The sequence below is a fragment of the Nocardiopsis chromatogenes YIM 90109 genome (assembly GCF_000341185.1).
GTDB lineage: Bacteria > Actinomycetota > Actinomycetes > Streptosporangiales > Streptosporangiaceae > Nocardiopsis_A > Nocardiopsis_A chromatogenes.
This window is the reverse complement of sequence record NZ_ANBH01000096.1, coordinates 1-18,161: the sequence shown is the minus strand read 5'-3', so window position 1 is coordinate 18,161 and position 18,161 is coordinate 1. Positions and strand designations below refer to the sequence as shown.

The 18,161-nt window shown below is 69.2% G+C and carries 21 protein-coding genes; 13 read left to right on the top strand and 8 right to left on the bottom strand.

Annotation, left to right across the window (positions count from 1 at the left end; all coding sequences use genetic code 11):
• Nucleotides 1-42: 42 nt before the first annotated feature.
• From D476_RS0109520 to D476_RS0109510, 3 genes are all read right to left on the bottom strand, one after another.
• Complete coding sequence (locus D476_RS0109520; RefSeq protein ID WP_017623720.1) at nt 43-522, bottom strand: hypothetical protein; 480 nt, start codon at nt 520-522, stop codon at nt 43-45.
• A gap of 139 nt (nt 523-661) precedes the next feature.
• The gene (locus D476_RS37340) at nt 662-853 is read right to left on the bottom strand and encodes a hypothetical protein (protein WP_152529295.1); all 192 of its coding nucleotides are present in this window, start codon (nt 851-853) and stop codon (nt 662-664) included.
• Between the two features lie 159 nt (nt 854-1,012).
• A complete protein-coding gene (locus D476_RS0109510) occupies nt 1,013-1,456 on the bottom strand; it encodes a VOC family protein (RefSeq protein WP_017623718.1) in 444 nt (147 codons plus the stop codon).
• Between the two features lie 75 nt (nt 1,457-1,531).
• On the opposite strand from D476_RS0109510, the gene D476_RS0109505 reads away from it, so the two are divergent.
• From D476_RS0109505 to D476_RS0109495, 4 genes are all read left to right on the top strand, one after another.
• Nucleotides 1,532-1,849, top strand: coding sequence for an ArsR/SmtB family transcription factor (locus tag D476_RS0109505; RefSeq protein WP_017623717.1), 318 nt, complete (start codon nt 1,532-1,534; stop codon nt 1,847-1,849).
• A gap of 64 nt (nt 1,850-1,913) precedes the next feature.
• Nucleotides 1,914-2,096: a hypothetical protein gene (locus tag D476_RS38430; protein ID WP_204366968.1), complete on the top strand. Its 183-nt coding sequence runs from the start codon at nt 1,914-1,916 to the stop codon at nt 2,094-2,096.
• 18 nt (nt 2,097-2,114) lie between these two features.
• Nucleotides 2,115-2,375, top strand: a complete 261-nt coding sequence (locus tag D476_RS38425) for an NUDIX hydrolase (protein ID WP_017623716.1) — start codon at nt 2,115-2,117, stop codon at nt 2,373-2,375.
• Between the two features lie 213 nt (nt 2,376-2,588).
• Nucleotides 2,589-4,502: an AAA family ATPase gene (locus D476_RS0109495; protein ID WP_017623715.1), complete on the top strand. Its 1,914-nt coding sequence runs from the start codon at nt 2,589-2,591 to the stop codon at nt 4,500-4,502.
• A gap of 488 nt (nt 4,503-4,990) precedes the next feature.
• Here D476_RS0109495 and D476_RS0109490 read toward each other — a convergent pair whose 3' ends face one another.
• Together D476_RS0109490 and D476_RS0109485 are read right to left on the bottom strand one after the other, a co-directional pair.
• Entirely contained in the window at nt 4,991-5,575 is a 585-nt protein-coding gene (locus D476_RS0109490) for an HD domain-containing protein (RefSeq protein WP_017623714.1), read from the bottom strand.
• Between the two features lie 10 nt (nt 5,576-5,585).
• Nucleotides 5,586-6,725 carry a helix-turn-helix domain-containing protein gene (locus tag D476_RS0109485; RefSeq protein ID WP_017623713.1) on the bottom strand — a complete coding sequence of 380 codons (1,140 nt, stop codon included), beginning with the start codon at nt 6,723-6,725 and terminating at the stop codon, nt 5,586-5,588.
• Between the two features lie 270 nt (nt 6,726-6,995).
• Here D476_RS0109485 and D476_RS38865 point away from each other — a divergent pair, with 270 nt between their 5' ends.
• From D476_RS38865 to D476_RS0109455, 6 genes are all read left to right on the top strand, one after another.
• Complete coding sequence (locus D476_RS38865; protein ID WP_239648649.1) at nt 6,996-7,151, top strand: hypothetical protein; 156 nt, start codon at nt 6,996-6,998, stop codon at nt 7,149-7,151.
• Entirely contained in the window at nt 7,148-7,543 is a 396-nt protein-coding gene (locus D476_RS0109475; RefSeq protein ID WP_017623711.1) for a hypothetical protein, read from the top strand. The genes D476_RS38865 and D476_RS0109475 overlap by 4 nt, the downstream gene beginning before the upstream one ends.
• A 148-nt stretch (nt 7,544-7,691) precedes the next feature.
• A complete protein-coding gene (locus tag D476_RS0109470) occupies nt 7,692-8,822 on the top strand; it encodes an NAD(P)-dependent oxidoreductase (protein ID WP_017623710.1) in 1,131 nt (376 codons plus the stop codon).
• Nucleotides 8,819-9,379 (top strand): NUDIX hydrolase, encoded by a 561-nt coding sequence (locus D476_RS0109465; RefSeq protein ID WP_017623709.1) that lies wholly within the window; start codon nt 8,819-8,821, stop codon nt 9,377-9,379. Before D476_RS0109470 ends, D476_RS0109465 begins: the two co-directional genes overlap by 4 nt.
• 397 nt (nt 9,380-9,776) lie before the next feature.
• Entirely contained in the window at nt 9,777-10,811 is a 1,035-nt protein-coding gene (locus tag D476_RS0109460; protein WP_152529294.1) for a serine hydrolase domain-containing protein, read from the top strand.
• A 645-nt stretch (nt 10,812-11,456) separates the two neighbouring features.
• A complete protein-coding gene (locus tag D476_RS0109455) occupies nt 11,457-12,437 on the top strand; it encodes an SURF1 family protein (protein ID WP_017623707.1) in 981 nt (326 codons plus the stop codon).
• Here the strand turns inward: D476_RS0109455 and D476_RS0109450 are convergent.
• Both D476_RS0109450 and D476_RS0109445 read right to left on the bottom strand, forming a co-directional pair.
• Nucleotides 12,413-12,823 (bottom strand): DUF3817 domain-containing protein, encoded by a 411-nt coding sequence (locus tag D476_RS0109450; RefSeq protein WP_017623706.1) that lies wholly within the window; start codon nt 12,821-12,823, stop codon nt 12,413-12,415. The genes D476_RS0109455 and D476_RS0109450 overlap by 25 nt on opposite strands.
• A gap of 168 nt (nt 12,824-12,991) precedes the next feature.
• Entirely contained in the window at nt 12,992-14,614 is a 1,623-nt protein-coding gene (locus D476_RS0109445; protein ID WP_017623705.1) for a glycosyltransferase, read from the bottom strand.
• Between the two features lie 414 nt (nt 14,615-15,028).
• Between D476_RS0109445 and D476_RS0109440 the strand changes: the two genes are divergently transcribed.
• The 3 genes from D476_RS0109440 (at nt 15,029) to D476_RS0109430 (ending at nt 17,685) form a co-directional block, all read left to right on the top strand.
• The gene (locus tag D476_RS0109440) at nt 15,029-15,733 is read left to right on the top strand and encodes a WbqC family protein (protein WP_017623704.1); all 705 of its coding nucleotides are present in this window, start codon (nt 15,029-15,031) and stop codon (nt 15,731-15,733) included.
• Nucleotides 15,734-15,902: 169 nt separating this feature from the next.
• On the top strand, nt 15,903-16,616 hold the full coding sequence (locus D476_RS0109435; protein ID WP_017623703.1) for a PIG-L deacetylase family protein: 714 nt from the start codon (nt 15,903-15,905) through the stop codon (nt 16,614-16,616).
• A gap of 76 nt (nt 16,617-16,692) precedes the next feature.
• The gene (locus D476_RS0109430) at nt 16,693-17,685 is read left to right on the top strand and encodes an NAD-dependent epimerase/dehydratase family protein (RefSeq protein ID WP_017623702.1); all 993 of its coding nucleotides are present in this window, start codon (nt 16,693-16,695) and stop codon (nt 17,683-17,685) included.
• Between the two features lie 66 nt (nt 17,686-17,751).
• Here D476_RS0109430 and D476_RS0109425 read toward each other — a convergent pair whose 3' ends face one another.
• Nucleotides 17,752-18,105: a DUF202 domain-containing protein gene (locus D476_RS0109425; RefSeq protein WP_017623701.1), complete on the bottom strand. Its 354-nt coding sequence runs from the start codon at nt 18,103-18,105 to the stop codon at nt 17,752-17,754.
• Between the last annotated feature and the right edge of the window lie 56 nt (nt 18,106-18,161).

Genomic DNA, 18,161 nt, shown 5'->3' with positions numbered 1-18,161 from the left:
GGATGGTCGGCGGGTGGCCCCCGCCCGGTTCGGCCGCCGGCGTCAGTCGCCGGCGCGGACGGTTCCGGAGCGGCTTCCCCCGCGCTTGCGGCGCGCGAGGAGCCCGGTGGTGAGGGCCGCCGCGAGGCAGACCGCGGCGGCGGGCGGGAACACGACGGTGGCCAGGCCGAAGCCGATGTTGGCGCCGATGACGGGGGCGGTGGCGATCGCCCACCAGACGCCCGCCATGGCCGGGATGGGTGCCAGGAGCAGGGCCGTGACCAGGTGGAGGGCGCCGATCCGCCCGGTCACGGCCAGGCGGATGAGAAGCACCAGCCCGGCGGCGGCGAGGACGGCGCCGGCGATCCCGATCGCGGCGGCGGCGCCGTCGGGAAGGGCCGGGGCGGCGATGGCGTGGTCGGCGTCGGGGATGTCGTCAGGGGAGGTTCGGGCCGCCCACCAGGCGGCGGGGGCGGCGCCCACAAGAAGCGCACCGGCCGCGAGGACGGTGGAGGGGGCGGCGCTCTTCGTGGTCTCGTCCATGCCCCCATCATCCGCCAGGCGGTGCCGGAAGGACATGAGTAGACGTACTCAAGAAGCGGCGGACGGTGGGGGACCATGCAGTCCGCGGACTCCCAGGCGGGCCGCGGAGCGCTGTTGGACCCGACGGCCCGGCGCTGCCCTACGCCCCGTCGACGAACCCGGCCCCGTGCCCGATGGGCGCGGAGACGCGGGAGACGGAGTTCCCGCAGCCGGAGGCGGACGCCGCCTTCACGACGCGTCCAGTGGGCGACAAGAAGGCGGCGTATGCCGAGGTGACGGCGCTGTGCATCGACCCGGAGAACAGCACGGCCCCGGACGGACGACCGCTCATGCGGGGATACGGCCAGCGGTACGGGTTCTGCCGGAGTCGGAGATCCTCATCGTGGACAACTACGGGACCGAGGAGATGGACGACATCCTGGCCGGAGGACGGTTGGAGTGACCCCGCTTGCGGCGCCTCATGGGCCTCATCGCGCCCGCCTCCAGGGGATCACATCCCGTAGATCCCCTCGGTGACGGCCTTCGGGGCGCCCGGGCTGCCGTCGCGGGCGTCCCAGTCCCAGAACTCCACGACGTTGCCGTCGGGGTCGGTGACGTAGGCGGAGTGGGCCCGTCCGCCGAATTCGACCTCGTCGACGGTGTGGCCGTGGGAGCGGATGCGCTCGACGATCCCGGCGTAGTCCCCGGGGTCGACGTGGATCGCGTAGTGGACGTGCAGGCCGCCGCGGCCGCGTGAGATGCCGATCTGCGGGGTCCACAGGCCGATGCGCGTCCAGCCCGCGAGGACCCAGACGGCGTTGCGGCCGTTCCACTGTGGGCCCTCCCACCGCTCGATGACCGGGAAGCCGAGCACGTCGGTGTAGAAGCGCTCGGCCGCCTCCAGGTCCTTGACTTCGAGCACGAGTTCGTTGACCCCGTTCACCGGTGCCGCCATGGCGCGCCTCCTGTATATAGCGAATCAACTATTTAGTCAGATCCTTATATAGACCCGGGACGATATACTGTCAACATGCCGACGACCGCCGCCTCCCCCGCTCCCGCCCCGGCCGACCTCGCCGTGGACCGGTTCCGGGCCCTGGGCCACCCGGTACGCCTGGGCATCCTCCGGGAACTGGCCCGCACGCCCGACACGTGCGCGTGCGACTTCGCCGAGGTCTTCGACGTCAGCCAACCGACGATCAGCCAGCACCTGAAGGTGCTGCGCGAGGCCCATCTGGTCACGACCGTCCGCCGGGGCAATCAGATCTGCTATTCACTGGACCCGCAGGCCGTCACCGGGCTGAGGTCGGTCCTGGGGGACCTGCTCACAGGGGCCCCCGCCGAGTGACCGGTGGCGACCCTCCCGCCGTTCCGCCTGGCTGACCTCCCCGTTCCGCGGCCATAATCGAAGGATGAGGGTTCCCAGGGCGGCCGCCGTCGTCGTCGAAGGACGGCGGGTTCTGGTCATCAAGAGGTACCGGCGGAAGGAGTCGGCCGAGGACTGCGTGAAGTGCGCCGACGACGGGCGGAGAGGTGGCTGGTGCCCTGGTCACCATTACGCGGTCCTGCCGGGCGGGCACGTCGAGGTCGGTTAGAGCGGAAAGGAGGCGGCCGTGCGGGAGCTCCGCGAGGAGACGACGCTCGAAGCGCGTGTCGACCGCCTGCTGTGGAGGGGCCACCATCACGGACGCCCCGTCGAGTACTACCTGGTGAAGGACGTACGGGGCAGCGCCGAACTGTCCGGCGCCGAAGCCCTCAAACACGGGCCGAACAACAGCTACGAGCTGGAGTGGGCGTCCCCTGAGACGTCCACGGACGTGAACCTGTACCCTCCGGACATCCGGGAACCCCCCACCCGCCTGCTTGAGGGCTGAGGGCCCGAGATCTCGCCGCCCCTGGAGCAGCGATCCGCCGCCAAAGCCAGAAGCGGCTTCACCTCAGGGCTGATAGGGCGCGACCGAAGTGGATCCACGCATCAGTGAGTCGCAAGCAGCACACGGCCCGGCAGACCTCGGAAGCTCGGCCTGGATGTCGGTCGCGCGAAGTAACCTGATCAAGCATGGCGGAGAGCTTCAGAAGGGTTGACGATGAAGCTGACATCGTTCCGGGTGCAGCGGTACAAGAACGTATTGGATTCGACGATCGTGGCGGTCGAACCGGATGTGACTGCTCTCGTGGGCATGAACGAGTCCGGTAAGTCGGCCATGCTGGACGCCCTTTACCGGCTGAGCCCGGTATACGACGACGTATTCGTTGAGCGGGACGACTACCCGAGATGGCTGTGGAAGCGTGAAGCCAGGAAGGATGACCTCTCTGCAATCACACCGATCGAGGCCACTTTCGAGCTCGACGACAGCGACCTGAGGGCTCTCCGAGACGCGCTGGGCGAAGGCGTCACGACGAAGAAGGCTGTGACCATCGGCCGAAGGTACAACGGAAGCCTCTGGATAAGGGTGACGGTCGACGAGCATCGGTTCCTGGAGAACATACTTGACGACCACCCGGAAGCCGAGGCGCTCCTAGAAGCTCACGACTCAGTGGCATCGCTCAAGGCGGCCCTAGTGGCTGACCGCGAGCCGACGGCCGCCGTAGCGGGGAGCGAGAGGAGTGAAGAGGACCCGGACATAGTCGCCGACACGGAGGCCCTAACGAGGATCACCTCGCTGATCGGCGACGAGGAGGACCTGGGCACGATCGCCAGGGCGATCGTCCGGAAAAGGATGCCGAGGTTCTTCCGTTTCGCGTCCTATCAGAACCTCGAGGGGCGTGTGGACGTTGCGAGCCTACGCACCAAAGAGGACGAGCAGCCCGGTGCCTCGTCGAAGCAGACTGCCCGCGCACTGCTCCGGCTCGCCGACACCGACATCGACGCGGTGACCGACGCGGAGTTCGAGTCGCGGACCGCAGAGCTTGAGGCCGTGTCCAGCGACCTTTCGCGCGAGATGTCCGAGTACTGGAGCACGAATCCCGAACTGCGGATCAAGGTGGAGGTCGAGCCAGAGACCGTCAAGGCCCAGAATGGTCATTCGAGTGTGGTTCGGTACCTCAACTTCCGGGTCGAGGACCGCAAGCACGACTTCACGAACAACCTCTCGCTCCGCTCGTCCGGATACCAATGGTTCTTCTCCTTCCTCGCGGCGTTCAGTGAATTCGAGGAACGCGACGACGTGGTGATCCTGCTCGACGAGCCAGCCCTGTCGCTGCATGCGAAGGCCCAGCAAGACTTCCTGCGCTTCATCAACCAGCGGCTTGCGCCGGTCGGGCAGGTGATCTACACGACGCACTCTCCGTTCATGATCGAACAGGTCGAGCGTGTCCGCGTCGTCGAAGATCAGGGCGACGATCTCGGCTCGGTGACGTCCTCGGATGTCCTGGACGTGGGCGTAGACAGCGCATTCCCCCTGCAGGCCGCGCTCGGCTACGACCTGTCGCAGAACCTCTTCATTGGGAAGCGGAACCTGCTCGTCGAGGGACCGTCGGACCTGGCCTACCTCGACGTGATCAGCCGCCACCTTCGCGACCAGGGCCGAGAGGGGCTTGATGAACGTTGGCGGATCCTCCCGGCTGGCGGGGCGTCGAACGTGCCGACCTTCGTCTCCCTACTTGGGAGGAAGCTCTCCGTGACGGTGCTGCTCGACTCTGGCACGGAGGGCGGCGGAAAGGTCGAGGCCGCGCTTAAGGCGAACAAGATCGCTCACAAGCGGGTGGTTCTGGTCGGCTCGGTCCTCGAGCAGAAGCACAGCGACATCGAGGACCTCTTCACCGTCGGCGACTACCTCGGCCTGTACAACGAGGCGTTCAACAAGAAGCACAAGGCGGGTGAACTGCCCAAACATCCTAAACGGCTCGTGCTACGGCTGGAAAAGCTGGACGGCAAGTTCGACCACTGGCGCCCGGCCGAAGTCCTGCTCCGCAACCCATCAAAGGTCGAGAAGCTCTCGCCGACCACGCTGACCAACTTCGAGCGGCTGGCGAAGGCCATAAACGCGACGCACGACTGAGAGGAGCCTCATCCACGCTCAGATGGACCGAGGTGCCACAGCGATCGCCGTCCAAGAACTGCTCAGTTGTATCGGGTGTTGCGGCGGACCGGCCGCGTAGGGACTCTGAGGGATCCGGGTCGGTCATTCGATCACGCAGCGGGTGACCAGGTGATGAGACCGTCACACTCGTTGCCCATGGGCCGTGGGCCGCCCCCGCACAAGTAGATGCTAGGGCCGCCTCCATGTCCGATGTACCGGGCGGCTCTCGGAACATCGAGGGTACATCCTGAGGCCCGTAATGCCTGGTGATCGGATGTCCGACAGGCATTAGGGAACGCCTAGGGACAGCCGGATACACCGACGGCAGTATCAAGCGAAGTATCAATCCGGGTATCGAACGGCGGGGCACCCGCGCGCCGCCCAGCGCGGGAGCGCCCCGTTTCACGGCCTGCTGCCCATCGAGGAGTCAGGAGCGCACCGCGCCCCCGTCACATGACGATGGCCGGTCAGAGCTCGGGCTTGCTCTCCCTCGCCTGGTGCATCCAGCGCAGCGACGACGCTTCGAGGGCCGCCTCTGCGAGGCGCTTCGCCGCGGCGGTCTTCAGCGACGCCATGGACGTCTCGATCCACGCCCGGGTGTCGGTGCCCTGTTCCTGATACTCCACGGCCTGAATGAGGCATTCCAGCTTGTCCGCGTCCTTGGCGCAGACCGCTTCGGCCGACTCCTTCGCCTCGTACTCTCCGACGGCGGCGCCGATCATCTCGGCGAGCTCCGCAGGCATCCCCGATGTCTGGTCCGCGGTCACCTCCTCGTTCGGAGCCGCCTTCAGGTAGCGCTTGCCGATGTGGGGGATGTCGGAGACCCGGGACTCCTGGGTGTCGTGGAACAGCGAGAGGAACGCCGAGCGCTGTGGGTCGGCCCCTTCCATGGAGGCGATCACCGCGGCGGTGATCGCCGTGCGGTGGGAGTGGTCGGCGATCGACTCGGGGGTAGCCACGCCAGCGATCACCCAGCCGGTGCGCTTGTACCTCTTCAACAGGCCCATCTCGAAGAGGAAATCGACCGTCCGCGCGTCGTGCTCGTCAGTCATGAGGCCCTTCCTACCGACGGTGGATCATCCGTAGAGCGTAGAGGACCTCGTTCAACTCCTTCACTGCCTGCGAAGATGCAGAACCTTCCTCAAGGAGACGGGCCACCGCCACCGACGCGGGTTCCGCGCTTCGAGGGGTCACCACACCGGGCTTCCGAGTGATCAGGGACCAGAGCGTGTGAACGACGACGTCGACATAGGGGTTGGTCGCGTCCAGCTTCGCGATGAGGTGAGAGAGCATCCGCTCTCCATTCCAGGTCTCAAGGTCGAGTTCGACCATGAAGGAGTCCGTCACCTGCGGATCGCTGATCTCCCCGAGCCAATACGCCCAGTAGTTGAGGTTGGCCGTCTCGCACTCGTCGGTATCGATGTGCACACCGATGAAGTGGGGCAACGCATCGCCATCGCCCTTACGAGCGAGAGTGTGCGCCCCGGAGCGGACGACGGCCCATGAGGGTGTCCATCGTCCGGTGCGGAGTCGGCGCTCGTCGTCGCGCTGCATGAGCGCGAGCCACTCGCCGGTTTCGGAGCTGCCGTCGAAGCCGGCGACGTAATGGGCTTGGCGCCGTAGAAGCGCCCCGGTTTCGGTGTCCTGCACAGCCTGCTCGGCGGCGTCGCGCAGATGCCGGATGATGTGGTTCCGCTCGTCGATGGCCATTTGCGGACCCGGCGGCGTCGGGCCGTGGCGCTGTTCCGCTGCGTACCCGGCGAGCACACTCGGGCAAGTCCCGGTGAAGGCCCACCCCACCAGGTCGGTGAACGGCCGATCGATCACCCAGGTGGCAAGAGGGTGGTCTTCCTGGTCGACAGAGCAATCGTGGGCGAGCGCGTAGCCGATGAAGCGGTCGGCCTCCATGGCGCTGTCCAGTTGACCGAGTAGACGCGGGGGAGCCCCCAGCCGCAACAAGGAGCGGCGCAACCGCAAGTAGGTGCCCGCTGAGACCGCCATGAGGGGACGTCGTCCGCTCTCCCAACCCTGCACGGTGGTGACGTCCACGCCCAGGCGTTCAGCGAACTGCTCTTGGGTCAATGACACGGCTCTCCGGACGACCTTGAGGACGTAGCCGGAGACGCGTCCCTCACGGTCGCCGTCGCCGCCTCTGCGCCCACCCTGACTGCGGGTCAGGGTTCGATGCGCGGACTTCGCCATCTCCGCTCTCCCGGGGGTGTGGAGGGCACGGGCACTGGTACCAGCGGTCAGTTCAGCTCATGGGCGCCGGTCCGTAGCGTCATTTCCACGATAGAGCAGACCCCCGCGACACGGTGAGGTGTCCGGGGGCACGGCCACCAGCTTTAGGGAGCTGATGACATGGGAGACCCTAGCGGGAACCACAGCCGGAACGCGACGCGGTGGGGGCGGTCACTGGAACACGTCGGCGATCACGCCTCCGCCGCGCGGCTGCAAGCTCAGTACCCGCACATGGTGATCTGGTTCGGCGAAACCTCCGGACACTTCTACGCGATGGACGCATCCGGTCTGCACGAGCGCCCGACGCTCGACGCGCTCGCGATGCCGATCTGGCAGCGCACCAATCGGCCACGCCCACGCGGCACGGTGGCGGTGAGCGCGCGATGAACACCGCACCCGAACCGCTGTACTTCGACGATCTCGCCGACCTCGTCGACTGGGCGCACGCCGTGGGCGCCGCCGTCGACCTGGTCGAGAAGGCGCCTGACACCGATACCTACGAAGTGTGCTCCGAGCGCCTGTCGGCTGTGTGCCGTGTCCCGGTCGAGCCGGACGAGTCCATCCGTCGCTGGCTCAACGTTGCTCACGCGGGCCGCTGGCACATCTGGCGCTCCGTCGACGACCGCGGACGCCCCGCCGCGTGGGTGGCGACCAACCTCGGCGTCTCCGGCGCCGCCCCCACTCTCCACGAGACCACGCCCGAACGACTTAAGGCCGCGATGGGCGACCCGCCGCGCGGCTTCGCCGGACCGCTCACGGCCATACGGCCGACGGGCTGACGAAGCAGCAAGCCGCACGGGCGGTCGGCCGGTTCCGCCGACCGCCCGCTGGGCGCCGCCGACTTGGACACCGGCGCACGCACGGTCGCTGCCCGGCCGACTGCCCGCCCCCCTCTGGGAACCTGTCTCGTTCACGTCAGGAGCCGTCATGCTCGAAGACTTCGAGCGCAACCGCATCGCAAGCTACTTCTCCCGTGTCGTCGACCAGATCGCCCCTGAAACCCGGCTCTCGACCATCGCCATCACTCACCTGTTGTCCGGCCGCCCCGTCTTCCTGCGCGCGATCGCATCCATGTCCCACCTGCGCGCCGTACTTCCCAAGCCCAAGAGCGTCGCCGCCGACGCCCTGACCGAAGCTGCGTCCCACTGGCAGGTCGACAAGCTCGACCGACGCAAGCTCGCCACCCCCGACGAAGCGCTCGCCTACCTCGAATCGCGCGCGGCCGGCGAACGGCTCGTACTGCTCGACGTCGGCGGATACTTCGCCCCTGCCCTGCCCGAGCTGTGCGATCGCTTCTCGGGCGAGATCGTCGGCATTGTCGAGGACACCGAGAACGGCCACCGGCGCTATCTCGACTACGACAAGCCGCCGTGCCCGGTCTACTCGGTCGCCCGGTCACCCCTAAAGGTCCCCGAGGACTACCTTGTCGGGCAGTCCGTAGTGTTCTCGACCGAGGCGCTGATCCGGGCCCGCGGCGACATCCTGTACGAGCGCGTCGCCGCAGTGCTGGGCTTCGGCAAGCTCGGCTCGTCCGTGGCACGGATGCTGCACGCGCGCGGTGTTCAAGTCGTGGTCTACGACATCGACCCCGTCAAGCGCGCCCAAGCCCTCGCACAGGGCTTCTCGACCTCGGCGACCCTGGGGCAGGCACTCGCCGGATCAGGGATCGTCGTGTGCGCGACCGGCAACCTCGCACTCAAGGCCGACGACTTCGCGCGCGTGGCCAACGGCGCCTACATCGCTTCAGTGACCTCCTCCGACGACGAACTCGAACTCGACGCGCTCGACTCCCTGTATGCCCGAGAAGACGTCGGCGAGGCGATCACCCGCTACGCCCACACCGGCCACTTCTTCTACGTGCTCAACGACGGCAACGCGGTGAACTTCCTGCACGGTGCGAGCGTGGGTGCCTTCATCTTCCTCGTCCAGGCGGAGATCATCGCCGCTGCGGCGCAGCTCATGCACGCACCCCGCGAAGGCGCGCACTACGAGTTGCCGACCGGAGTCCGCGAACAGGTCGCGGCAACATGGCTCGACTACTTCAATGGAGCAGCATGACGGTCACCCACCCCGAGATCCGCTACGTCCTGTCCAAGTACCTCGACCGCCACCCCGGCGAGGTCGACGACATGGCGCTTCTCTTCCACGCGCTCAACGAAGGCCACGACATCACCTCGCGGAAAGAGTTCCGCATCGGGCACGTCACCGCAGGCGCGGCGGTCATCGACCCCCAAGGCCTCGTACTCATGATCCACCACAAGGCCCTCGACACGTGGCTGCTCCCCGGCGGGCACATCGAGCCCCAGGACCCCAACCTTCTCGGGGCGAGCCTGCGTGAGCTTGAGGAGGAGGCAGGCATCCCCTGGCAGCAGGTCGTCTCCCCTCCCGCCCACGATGTCCCTCCGGCAGACATCGACATCCACAAGATCCCCGCCAACCTCGCGAAGAACGAACCGGAGCACTACCACTTCGACTTCCGGTACGCCCACTGGGTCGACGACGCCGACGTGCGGCTTCAGCTCGAAGAGGTCACCGACTTCGAATGGCGCCCCTTGTCGGACCTTCCAGCAGAGCTGGCCGACAAGCTTGCTCCGGTCACTCCGTCGGGAAGCTGACAGATCGCGCAGTCGGGAGGAGGTGACCATTTCCATTACCCCTCCCGGCAGCACTCGGGGTACCGCTTCGCGCACGTTGGCGGACAGCGACCGGTCCGCTCGCGCCCATTTGAACCTGACCGACACCGCGGAGACCTTCTCGGCGATCCCCCTCAGGGGCGCCTGGGAGGGGGTCACACCCGGGCGCGTAGCGGCGGGGGCGACCGGTCGACCTTCGGAATGGATCGCTCATCCACGCTGGTCACGAGAGCGGCACTCGTGGCAGTAGGGCGAACCGGTCGCCGACCAGGTCATGTTCACGACCGACACGGCCGCTTGACCCGCTCGGCAGAGACAGGCCGCTCGGCAGAGACAGGCCGCTCGGCGCCGCAGTCATGGAGCCCAGCCAGGAGGAGCTTTGAGCGACCCATGGGTGAACTCAGCGAGTGACAGGCTGAAGCACGCCCTCGAGGACATGGTCATCGATCGCCGGACCCCCGGCGCGGTCGCGGCGATCGGGTCCCCCGCCGACCGCGCTTTCGTTGCGGTCGGCATGACCGGCGTCGGCGGCGGGCATCCGGCGACGCCCGCTACGTACTACGACATCGCCAGCCTGACGAAAGTCGTGGCGACCTGGCTGCTCGTCGGCCGCGCCGTGGCCGACGGCCTGGTCGACCTCGACGCGCCGCTGGCGAAGTACCTCCCCGACCTCGACCCGCACTCGCATCCCGGCCTTCAGGCCACCATGCGCCAGATCCTCACGCACACCTCGGGACTCATGCCCTCGACCCGACTCGACCGGTACATCGGTGATGAACGGGACATCGCCGAGGCCGTACTCGCCGAGCCGTTGGGCACGGTCGGCGAGCACCGCTACATCAACCGCGGGTTCATCCTCGCCGGCCTTCTGCTCGAACACCTGCGCGGGGAACCGCTCGGGCACCTCCTCGACGCGCACATGAGCTTGGTCGGCGTGTCCGGAATCGGGTACGGCCCCTTCGCGCGCGGCGTCCGGGTGGCGCCCACCGAGCGGCGGCTCAGCGGCGGTCACCCGGTGCACGGCACCGTGCACGACGAGAACGCCGCCCTCTTGGGAGGCATGGCGGGCCACGCCGGGGCGTTCGCCACCGCCGAAGGGCTCGCCGAATACGCGCGCGCCGTCCTCCGTGCCCGGTCTGAAGAGTCCCCGATCGGCACCTACGTTCGCGAGTCCTGGACGCCGATCGTCAGGGTCGATGAGCGCACGTACCGCGGACTCGCATGGCTCATCAGCGACCGGGGCACCGTCTACCACCACGGGTTCACCGGGACGAGCTTGTTCGTGCATCCGGACACAGGGCGGTACTTGGTCCTGTTGACCAACGCGATCGCCTTCGGGCGTGAACGCCATGGCCTCGCTGATGTACGGAAGGTCGCCCTCGAACTGCTCGAACGGTCAAGGCCGACGACGTAGAGAGCAACGCCGACGCCGCGCCACTGGGGGTGGGTGGGCCCGCCAAGCAGGTTTGAGCCGAGCGGCGCGCGGTGGGGATGCCGCAGTGGCCCACGTTCTTCAAAGGACCGCCACGGGCCATGGCCAAGACCCACGGCTGCGGCGACGGTGCGTGGTCCCCGGGGTAGCGGTCGGCGTGCCGCCGGGGGCGGGGGCCGCCGGGCGGCCGTACCTGATCCAGGGCGTCCGGGGTGGTGGTTCGACCGTTTGGAGGAGGATCGGGTGGTGGAACCGCCACCCTGGCCGCCCGGCCGGCCGCTGGGCCCGCCCCCGCGCATGAAAATGCGAGGGCCGCCTCCGTGTCCCCCCTCAAAATCACGGAGGCGGCCCTCGCCTGGGAACGGCCGGCGACTCCTCCCCCCTGGAGTCGCGGCCTTTTAAAGCTCGCGAAGCGCGTTTTCGGTGATTTCCCTCCCGCGCTGGTACATAGATTACCCACGTCACCCGCCTTCAACAACCCTCAGTCACAGAAAATTACTTAAAGTAATCGCCATCGATGCCTCTACTCGGGACCAAGCGGACAGGGGTGCGCCCCGGTGGGGACCGCCCGGTGCCCGACCGGGGGCCGGGGGCACTCCCCTCCAGGGCGGACATAGCCTGGGGAACGTGCGATTCCGACTGTTCACGCCCAGGTGGATCGGGCTCCACCTGCTCGCGCTCCTCGCCTTCGCGGTCTGCATGGCCGCGGGCTACTGGCAGTTCGAGCGGGCCCAGCAGCCCGACCGCGGGGAGGTCGTCAACCCGGCCGAGGAACTGGCCGGGGCCCAGGAGCTCGACTCGGTCGTCGGCCCCACCGACTACATGCCCGAGTCCCTGGGCAACACCGCGGTGACCGCCACCGGCACCTTCGCCGACACCGCGCCGCTGCTCGCCCCCGGCTACGAGAACGGCGCCGACGCCGAGGACCCCGGCGCGTTCGGCTACTACGTGGTCTCGCCCCTGGTGACCGCCGACGACACCGCCGTCGCGGTCAACCGCGGATGGGTCCCGGCCGCCGAGGCCGAACAGGAGGGCGCCGCCGACCGCCTCGCCCCGACGCCCGAGGGCGAGGTCACCGTCACCGGCTGGCTCCAGCCCCCGCAGAAGAACGAGGAGGGCGTCGTCCTCATGGACGTGCCCGCGGGGCACATCGAGCGGATCGCACCGTCGGTCCTGGTGAACGAGTGGCCCTACCGGCTCTACGAGGGCTACATCGTCCTCGGCGGCCAGGACCCCTCCGACGGGGCCGCGCCCTCCGACGGGATCGCCATGAGCCCGGCCCCGCCGCCCGCCCCCGAGCAGGGCATCACCTGGAACTGGAAGAACGTCAGCTACGCCGCCCAGTGGGCCGTCTTCGGCGGCGCCGTCATCGTCTTCTGGATCTCCCTGATGCGCCGGGAGCTGGAGGAGGCTCCGGCGGACGGCGCCCCGGCGGACGGGGAGCAGGGCGGCGGCGGGGGCGCGCCCGAGGACGGCGGCCCCGGGCCGGATACGGACGGTGCGGACGGCGCAGACGGTACGGACGGCGTAGGCGGCCCAGACGGTACGCACGGCGCGGACGGCGGCGGCCGCGCCCCGGAGCCTCAGGCCCCGGCCGCCGCCCCCTGAGCCTCGCCCGACTGGGCCCGCATCTTCGCCTTCTCCGCCTTGGCCAGGCGGTGCTCGACGACCATGCCCACGAACGGGACCGTCCCGGCCAGCGCCACGCCGACGGTCTTGCCCGCCCCCCAGCGCCGGCCGAGGGCCAGCCAGATCACCACCAGCACGTAGGCCATGTAGATGTATCCGTGCGGGATGGCGATGAACAGCATCAGCACCGACTCGGGTCCGAAGAGGTGCTCCATCCCCGCCGGGGCGGGCACCAGCGCCAGCGCCGAGGTCTCGCCGACCATGTACTTCGCGGGCATGGCGACGAACGCGAGGAGGATCAGGGCGATACCGGTGACGTAGCTCAGCACGCGGTACAGCGTGAAGGGGAGGCTCTTGGAATCCACAGGGCACCTCGTGTGCTCGGACGGTAAGGCGGGTCCGGGGGCGGCCGCACGGCCGCCCCCGGACCCCCTCTTGCCCTTCGACCCTAAATGCTGTATCGCACCCCTCCCGCGCGGGGTTGGTCACCCTCGACGGTGCAGGTGGGAGCGGGTGGGAGCGGCCGCCCCGCGCTAGAGCCTGCCCGCCGCCCGCGTCGGGCTCTTCCACCGGCCGTCCGACGACGCCGTCCACGCCTGCGGGATGGTGCGCAGCGTCAGGTAGGAGTCGATCAGCCGCATCGGCAGGAAGAACAACCCGTAAAGCAGGTAGCTCGGCCGCCGCCGGATGGTGGCCATCACGCAGGTGAGCACGTAGTCGGGGACGAACAGCCCGACCGCGATCGCGGTCAGCGGCAGCACCGCGCCCACCGCCCCGTACGCCGAGGCGTACCACCCGGCCGAGAGCACCGCCCCGCCGGTGGCCGCCGGCAGCACCATGAACACCGCCAGCAGCGCGGTCGCGATCAGGGTGACCGCGACCAGCAGGACCTCCAGGATGTAGAAGAACAGCGCGAACCAGAACAGGCTCGGCCACACCCCGTGCCGCCGCACCGTCTGCCAGAACCCCAGCGTCCACCGCCGCACCTGCTTGACGTAGTCCCCCATGGTGAACGGGTCCTGGCAGTAGGCCTTGGTGTCGGGCCGCATGGAGATGCGCCCCAGCCGCTTGTGGTGCACGTCGAAGGTCATGTTGAAGTCCTCGATCACCAGCCCCTTGGGGTTGATGTCGAGCCGCCGCAGCACGCCGGAGCGGTAGGCGCTGGCGAACCCGGGGACGATGAAGGTGGTGCTGGTGTGCCGCCACGTCTGCCCGAACCGCAGCAGGTACTGCAGCATCCAGTAGAGCCGGTCCCGGTAGGCGGAGATGAGCCGCCCGACCATGGTCCGCTCCCACGGCTTCCACTCGGCGACGACGAACCCGGCCACCGCCGCCACCGTCGGGTCGGCGAGCTGGCGCCGCGCCCCCTCGACGTACCGCTCGTCCAGTTCGGTGTCGGCGTCGAGGATGACCACCCCGTCATAGCCCCCGGTCAGGTCGAACTCCTCGATGACCGCCTCGATCGCCCCGGCCTTGCCCCGGTTGGTGAGCAGCTCCAGCACGTTGACGCCGGTCTCGGCGGCGATGTCGGCGGTGGCGTCGCGGGAGCTGTCGGAGACCACGTAGATGTCCCACCGGTTGAACAGGCGCAGCGCCGAGGCGATGGCGCCGTCGATCACCGGCTCCTCGTTGTGCGCGGGGATGATCACCGCCAGGGTGAGCCGGTCGGGGTCGGCGGCGGTCGCCGTGGCGGTCCCGCCCGACCCGGGCGTCTGGGCCTCGGCGGGGGCGTGCCCGTCCGGCGGCGCGGGCGCCGCGGCGCCCTCCGGGCCGCCGGGGGACCCATTTCCGAGGCCGGATCCGGCCGCCGCACCCCCGCCCGCGGCCCCGTCGGCGGGTCGGGCGCGGACCAGCACCCGCTGCTCCTCCCGGCGGTTTTCGGTCGCGCCGAGGGCCGAGCGGCTGCGGCCCGGACGTCCGCGCCGCAGCGCCCGCCGCGCGGCGACGCCTCGGATCGTGTCGTCGCCCAGGCGGAGCGCCCCGATGAGCGTCCACACCAGGAGGTTCACCCCGAAGGCCATCCACAGGAACAGCGGGGTGGGGCCGCCGCCCCCCGCCGCGAGGGCGAACTGCAGCCATTGCACGAACAGTGTGACGGCCAGGGTCAGGGCGATGAGCCCTGCCGCCCAGCTTCCGATGAACCGAGCAGTACGCACGGGGGACGCCTCCAGGTGGACCGGGGGGACACGTGAGCCGAATGGGACGTTCTTCTGGGACCACGGGCCTGTTTCGGGCCGACGATAACCGACAAGACCAGCATTAGGTGGACGTTTCCGCCAGCCTGGGAGTTCACCCCGGCGGGCGACCTAAGTAGGCCACCCGAATCGTAGGGTCGGCCTTGCGGTGGGTGAGCCCCGTTGGTGCAATACGAGAGGGACGGCACGGTACCGCCCCCACTACGCACTTTCTTCGTTTTGCCACGAACCGATCCGCAGATGCTGTAGAACCTACCTCTAGACCTCGAATCCCCCAGAGGACACAGGACCGACCCGCAGAGCAGGGGAGATGCCTCCTGCCACGCGGCCGCACCCCCACAGAGCGTGCAGTCCCCGCCTCGGAGAGGAACCTCAGTGCGCGTCGCCATGCACCAGCCGCACTATCTGCCTTGGCTGGGCCTCATCGACAAGGTCGACAGGAGTGATCTTTTCGTCGTGCTCGACCATGTCCAGTACGAGCGCAAAGGATGGCAGAACCGCAACTACGTCGCCTCGAAGAACGGCCCCGTGCTGCTCACGGTCCCGGTTATCCAACACGGACGGCACGAGCGCATTGTGGACAAGAAGATCGACAACTCCCATCCCTGGCGGGAAAAGCACCGCCGCACCCTGGCGGAGCACTGCTACCGCGGCGCACCGTTCTGGGACACCTACGGCGAGCGGGTCCTCGCCGTCTACGAGCGCGAGTGGACGGACCTGGCCGACCTGGCCTGGGCCACCACCGCCCTGGTGCTGGACGCCTTCGGGATCGACACCCCCGTGGTGCGCGCCAGCGAGCTCGGCGACTTCCCCGGCCAGAAGAGCGAGCTGCTCGCCCAGCTCTCGGCCAAGGTCGGCGCGGGCTCGATGCTCTCCGGCGACGGCGCCCGCGACTACGTCGACCAGGAGATCTTCAAGCGCTACGGGGTCGCCGTGGAGTGGCAGGGGTTCACCCACCCGGTGTACCGGCAGCACAACAGGAAGGGCGCGGAGTTCCTGCCCCGGATGGCCGCCCTCGACCTGCTGCTGAACGCCGGCCCCGACGGGATCGGCGTCCTCCGCGAGGCCCGATCCGGCTGAAACCCGCGTCTTGAGTGCTCGACGCCCTCCCCCCGCATAAGGCGCCCCGCCGGGGCACGGCCGACCCGTGCCCGCCCCGGTGTGGCAACCGACACACCCCGTGAGGCGTCCCCGTGGCAAGCGCACGGTGCGCCGACGACAGGATCCCCCGTTCGTTAGGACCCCTGGCATGACGATCGATTGGTCACAGCAGCGCATCCTGATCCTCGCCCCCCACCCCGACGACGAGACGCTGGGCTGCGGAGGCCTGATGCACCGGGCCAAAGCCGCCGGTGCCGAGGTCTACGTGCAGTTCATGACCGTCGGCGACACCGCCGACGTCTCGCCCCGGGGGTTCTCCACGGCCAACGAGCGTTATGCCGAGATCAAAGAGGTCGCCGACCACTTCCGCTGGGACGGCTGGGACATCGCCTTCCCCGGCGACGAGTACCACCTCAAGCTCGACGCGCTCCCCCGCTTCGAGCTGGCCAACGCCGTCGAACGGCACAGCCCGGTCTCCATCGCCGCCGTCGAGCCGACCGTGGTCATCGCCCCCCACCGCACCAGCTACAACCAGGACCACCAGGTCACCGCCGAGGCGGTGCACACCGCCCTGCGCCCGTCGGACAACCGCAAGCGGCACCACCCCGCCGCCGTGCTGGCCTACGAGGAGGCCGCCGACCAGTGGCGCTACGGCCCCGCCGACTCCCCCAGCCTCATGGTGGAGCTCGGCGAGGCCGACATGGAGGCCAAGCTGGCCGGGATGCGGCTGTACGGCACCCAGATCCACGAGCACCCGCACACCCGCTCCGAGCCCACCCTGCGCAGCCTGGCCGTGCTCCGCGGCATGCAGGCGGGGGTGGCCCTGGCCGAAGGCTTCCACACCATGCGCCTGCTCGCCTGAGCGGCGCATACCGTCGGCGGGCGCCCGCCCGCCGACGCGCACACAGCACCGTGACCCTCAGGAGGGGGAGGCTACTGTGAAGGCCGTTGTCACCGGCGGAGCCGGATTCATCGGGTCGCACCTGTGCGACCATCTCATCGCCCACGGGCACTCGGTCGTCGCGCTCGACGACCTGTCCACCGGCAGCGAGGCCAACCTGGTCCAGCTGTCCGGGAACCCGCAGTTCGAACTGGTCAAGGGATCCATCATGGACGCGCGCCTGGTGGACGACGTGATCGCCGAGAGCGACACCGTCTTCCACCTCGCGGCGGCGGTGGGCGTGCACACCATCGTGGACCGGCCGCTGCAGTCGCTCCACACCAACCTGCACGGGACCGAGAACGTGGTCGCGGCGGCGGCCCGGCGCCGGGCCCGGTTCATGGTCGCCTCCACCAGCGAGGTCTACGGCAAGAACGACACCGACGGCCTCACCGAGGACGCCGACCGGGTGCTGGGCTCACCGCTCAAGAGCCGGTGGTCCTATGCCGCCGCGAAGGGCCTGGACGAGCTCGTCGCCTACATCTACGGCGAGGAGTCCGGCCTGCCCTGCGTGATCACCCGTTTCTTCAACATCGTCGGGCCGCGCCAGACGGGCCGCTACGGCATGGTGGTGCCGCGCTTCGTCTCCCAGGCGCTCGGCGGCGACGCGATCACCGTCTACGGCACCGGCGCCCAGCGCCGCTGCTTCGGCTCGGTGTTCGACGTGGTCCCGGCGGTGGTGCGGCTGCTGGAGACCCCGGCGGCCTACAACCGGGCGGTCAACCTCGGCGGAAGGGAGGAGATCTCGATCAAGGGCCTGGCCGACCGGGTCATCTCGATGACCGGGTCCGACAGCCGGATCGACTACGTGTCCTATGAGGACGCCTACGGCGAGGGCTACGAGGACATGCAGCGGCGCATGCCCGACACCACGCTCGCGAACACGCTGATCGGCTACGAGCCCCAGCGCAGCCTGGACGACATCATCGCGTCCCTGATCGACCACAAGCGCTCCGGGGACCCGGACGCGCGCACCGCAGCGGCCGCCTGAGGCGCCGCGCGACGCGACGGGCCGGACCACCCGTCCATCCGGCCCCCTCGCCGGCACCGGCGAGGACTACCCTGACAGCGCGCCCACGGCCACGACGACGGCCAGCACCGCGGGCACCGCGCTGACCAGGACCCGCACCCATCCGCGCGCCAACGGCGCCGGCGCACGCCCGGAGGCGTCGCCGTGCGTGCCGTGCCCGGTGGCCCGCCACCGGCGCCGCACGTGCACGGCCGCGGCGGCCGCGGCACCGACCGGCAGCAGCGCGACGGCCACACGCACCAGCGCCCCGGGGTCCCCGTCGCCCCCGTCCTGGAAGGGGTCGCGCACGTACAGCAGCGCCACCGCCACCATCACGATCACGGTGCGCTGCCAGGACAGCAGGGTGCGTTCGGGCTGCAGCCCGGGGTCCCGGCCGCTCATCCCCAGAAGTTCCCGACCAGCACGGCGCCGCACACCAGGGCGACGCCGACGGTGGT

What these genes read in the sequence shown, in the direction of transcription:
- D476_RS37340 (WP_152529295.1), bottom strand. Translation starts at nt 853, where the DNA reads ATGAGCGGTCGTCCGTCCGGGGCCGTGCTGTTCTCCGGGTCGATGCAC.
- D476_RS0109505 (WP_017623717.1), top strand. Translation starts at nt 1,532, where the DNA reads ATGCCGACGACCGCCGCCTCCCCCGCTCCCGCCCCGGCCGACCTCGCC.
- D476_RS0109495 (WP_017623715.1), top strand. Translation starts at nt 2,589, where the DNA reads ATGAAGCTGACATCGTTCCGGGTGCAGCGGTACAAGAACGTATTGGAT.
- D476_RS0109475 (WP_017623711.1), top strand. Translation starts at nt 7,148, where the DNA reads ATGAACACCGCACCCGAACCGCTGTACTTCGACGATCTCGCCGACCTC.
- D476_RS0109520 (WP_017623720.1), bottom strand. Translation starts at nt 522, where the DNA reads ATGGACGAGACCACGAAGAGCGCCGCCCCCTCCACCGTCCTCGCGGCC.
- D476_RS38430 (WP_204366968.1), top strand. Translation starts at nt 1,914, where the DNA reads ATGAGGGTTCCCAGGGCGGCCGCCGTCGTCGTCGAAGGACGGCGGGTT.
- D476_RS0109425 (WP_017623701.1), bottom strand. Translation starts at nt 18,105, where the DNA reads ATGAGCGGCCGGGACCCCGGGCTGCAGCCCGAACGCACCCTGCTGTCC.
- D476_RS0109510 (WP_017623718.1), bottom strand. Translation starts at nt 1,456, where the DNA reads ATGGCGGCACCGGTGAACGGGGTCAACGAACTCGTGCTCGAAGTCAAG.
- D476_RS0109490 (WP_017623714.1), bottom strand. Translation starts at nt 5,575, where the DNA reads ATGACTGACGAGCACGACGCGCGGACGGTCGATTTCCTCTTCGAGATG.
- D476_RS0109470 (WP_017623710.1), top strand. Translation starts at nt 7,692, where the DNA reads ATGCTCGAAGACTTCGAGCGCAACCGCATCGCAAGCTACTTCTCCCGT.
- D476_RS38865 (WP_239648649.1), top strand. Translation starts at nt 6,996, where the DNA reads ATGGTGATCTGGTTCGGCGAAACCTCCGGACACTTCTACGCGATGGAC.
- D476_RS0109485 (WP_017623713.1), bottom strand. Translation starts at nt 6,725, where the DNA reads ATGGCGAAGTCCGCGCATCGAACCCTGACCCGCAGTCAGGGTGGGCGC.
- D476_RS0109435 (WP_017623703.1), top strand. Translation starts at nt 15,903, where the DNA reads ATGACGATCGATTGGTCACAGCAGCGCATCCTGATCCTCGCCCCCCAC.
- D476_RS0109465 (WP_017623709.1), top strand. Translation starts at nt 8,819, where the DNA reads ATGACGGTCACCCACCCCGAGATCCGCTACGTCCTGTCCAAGTACCTC.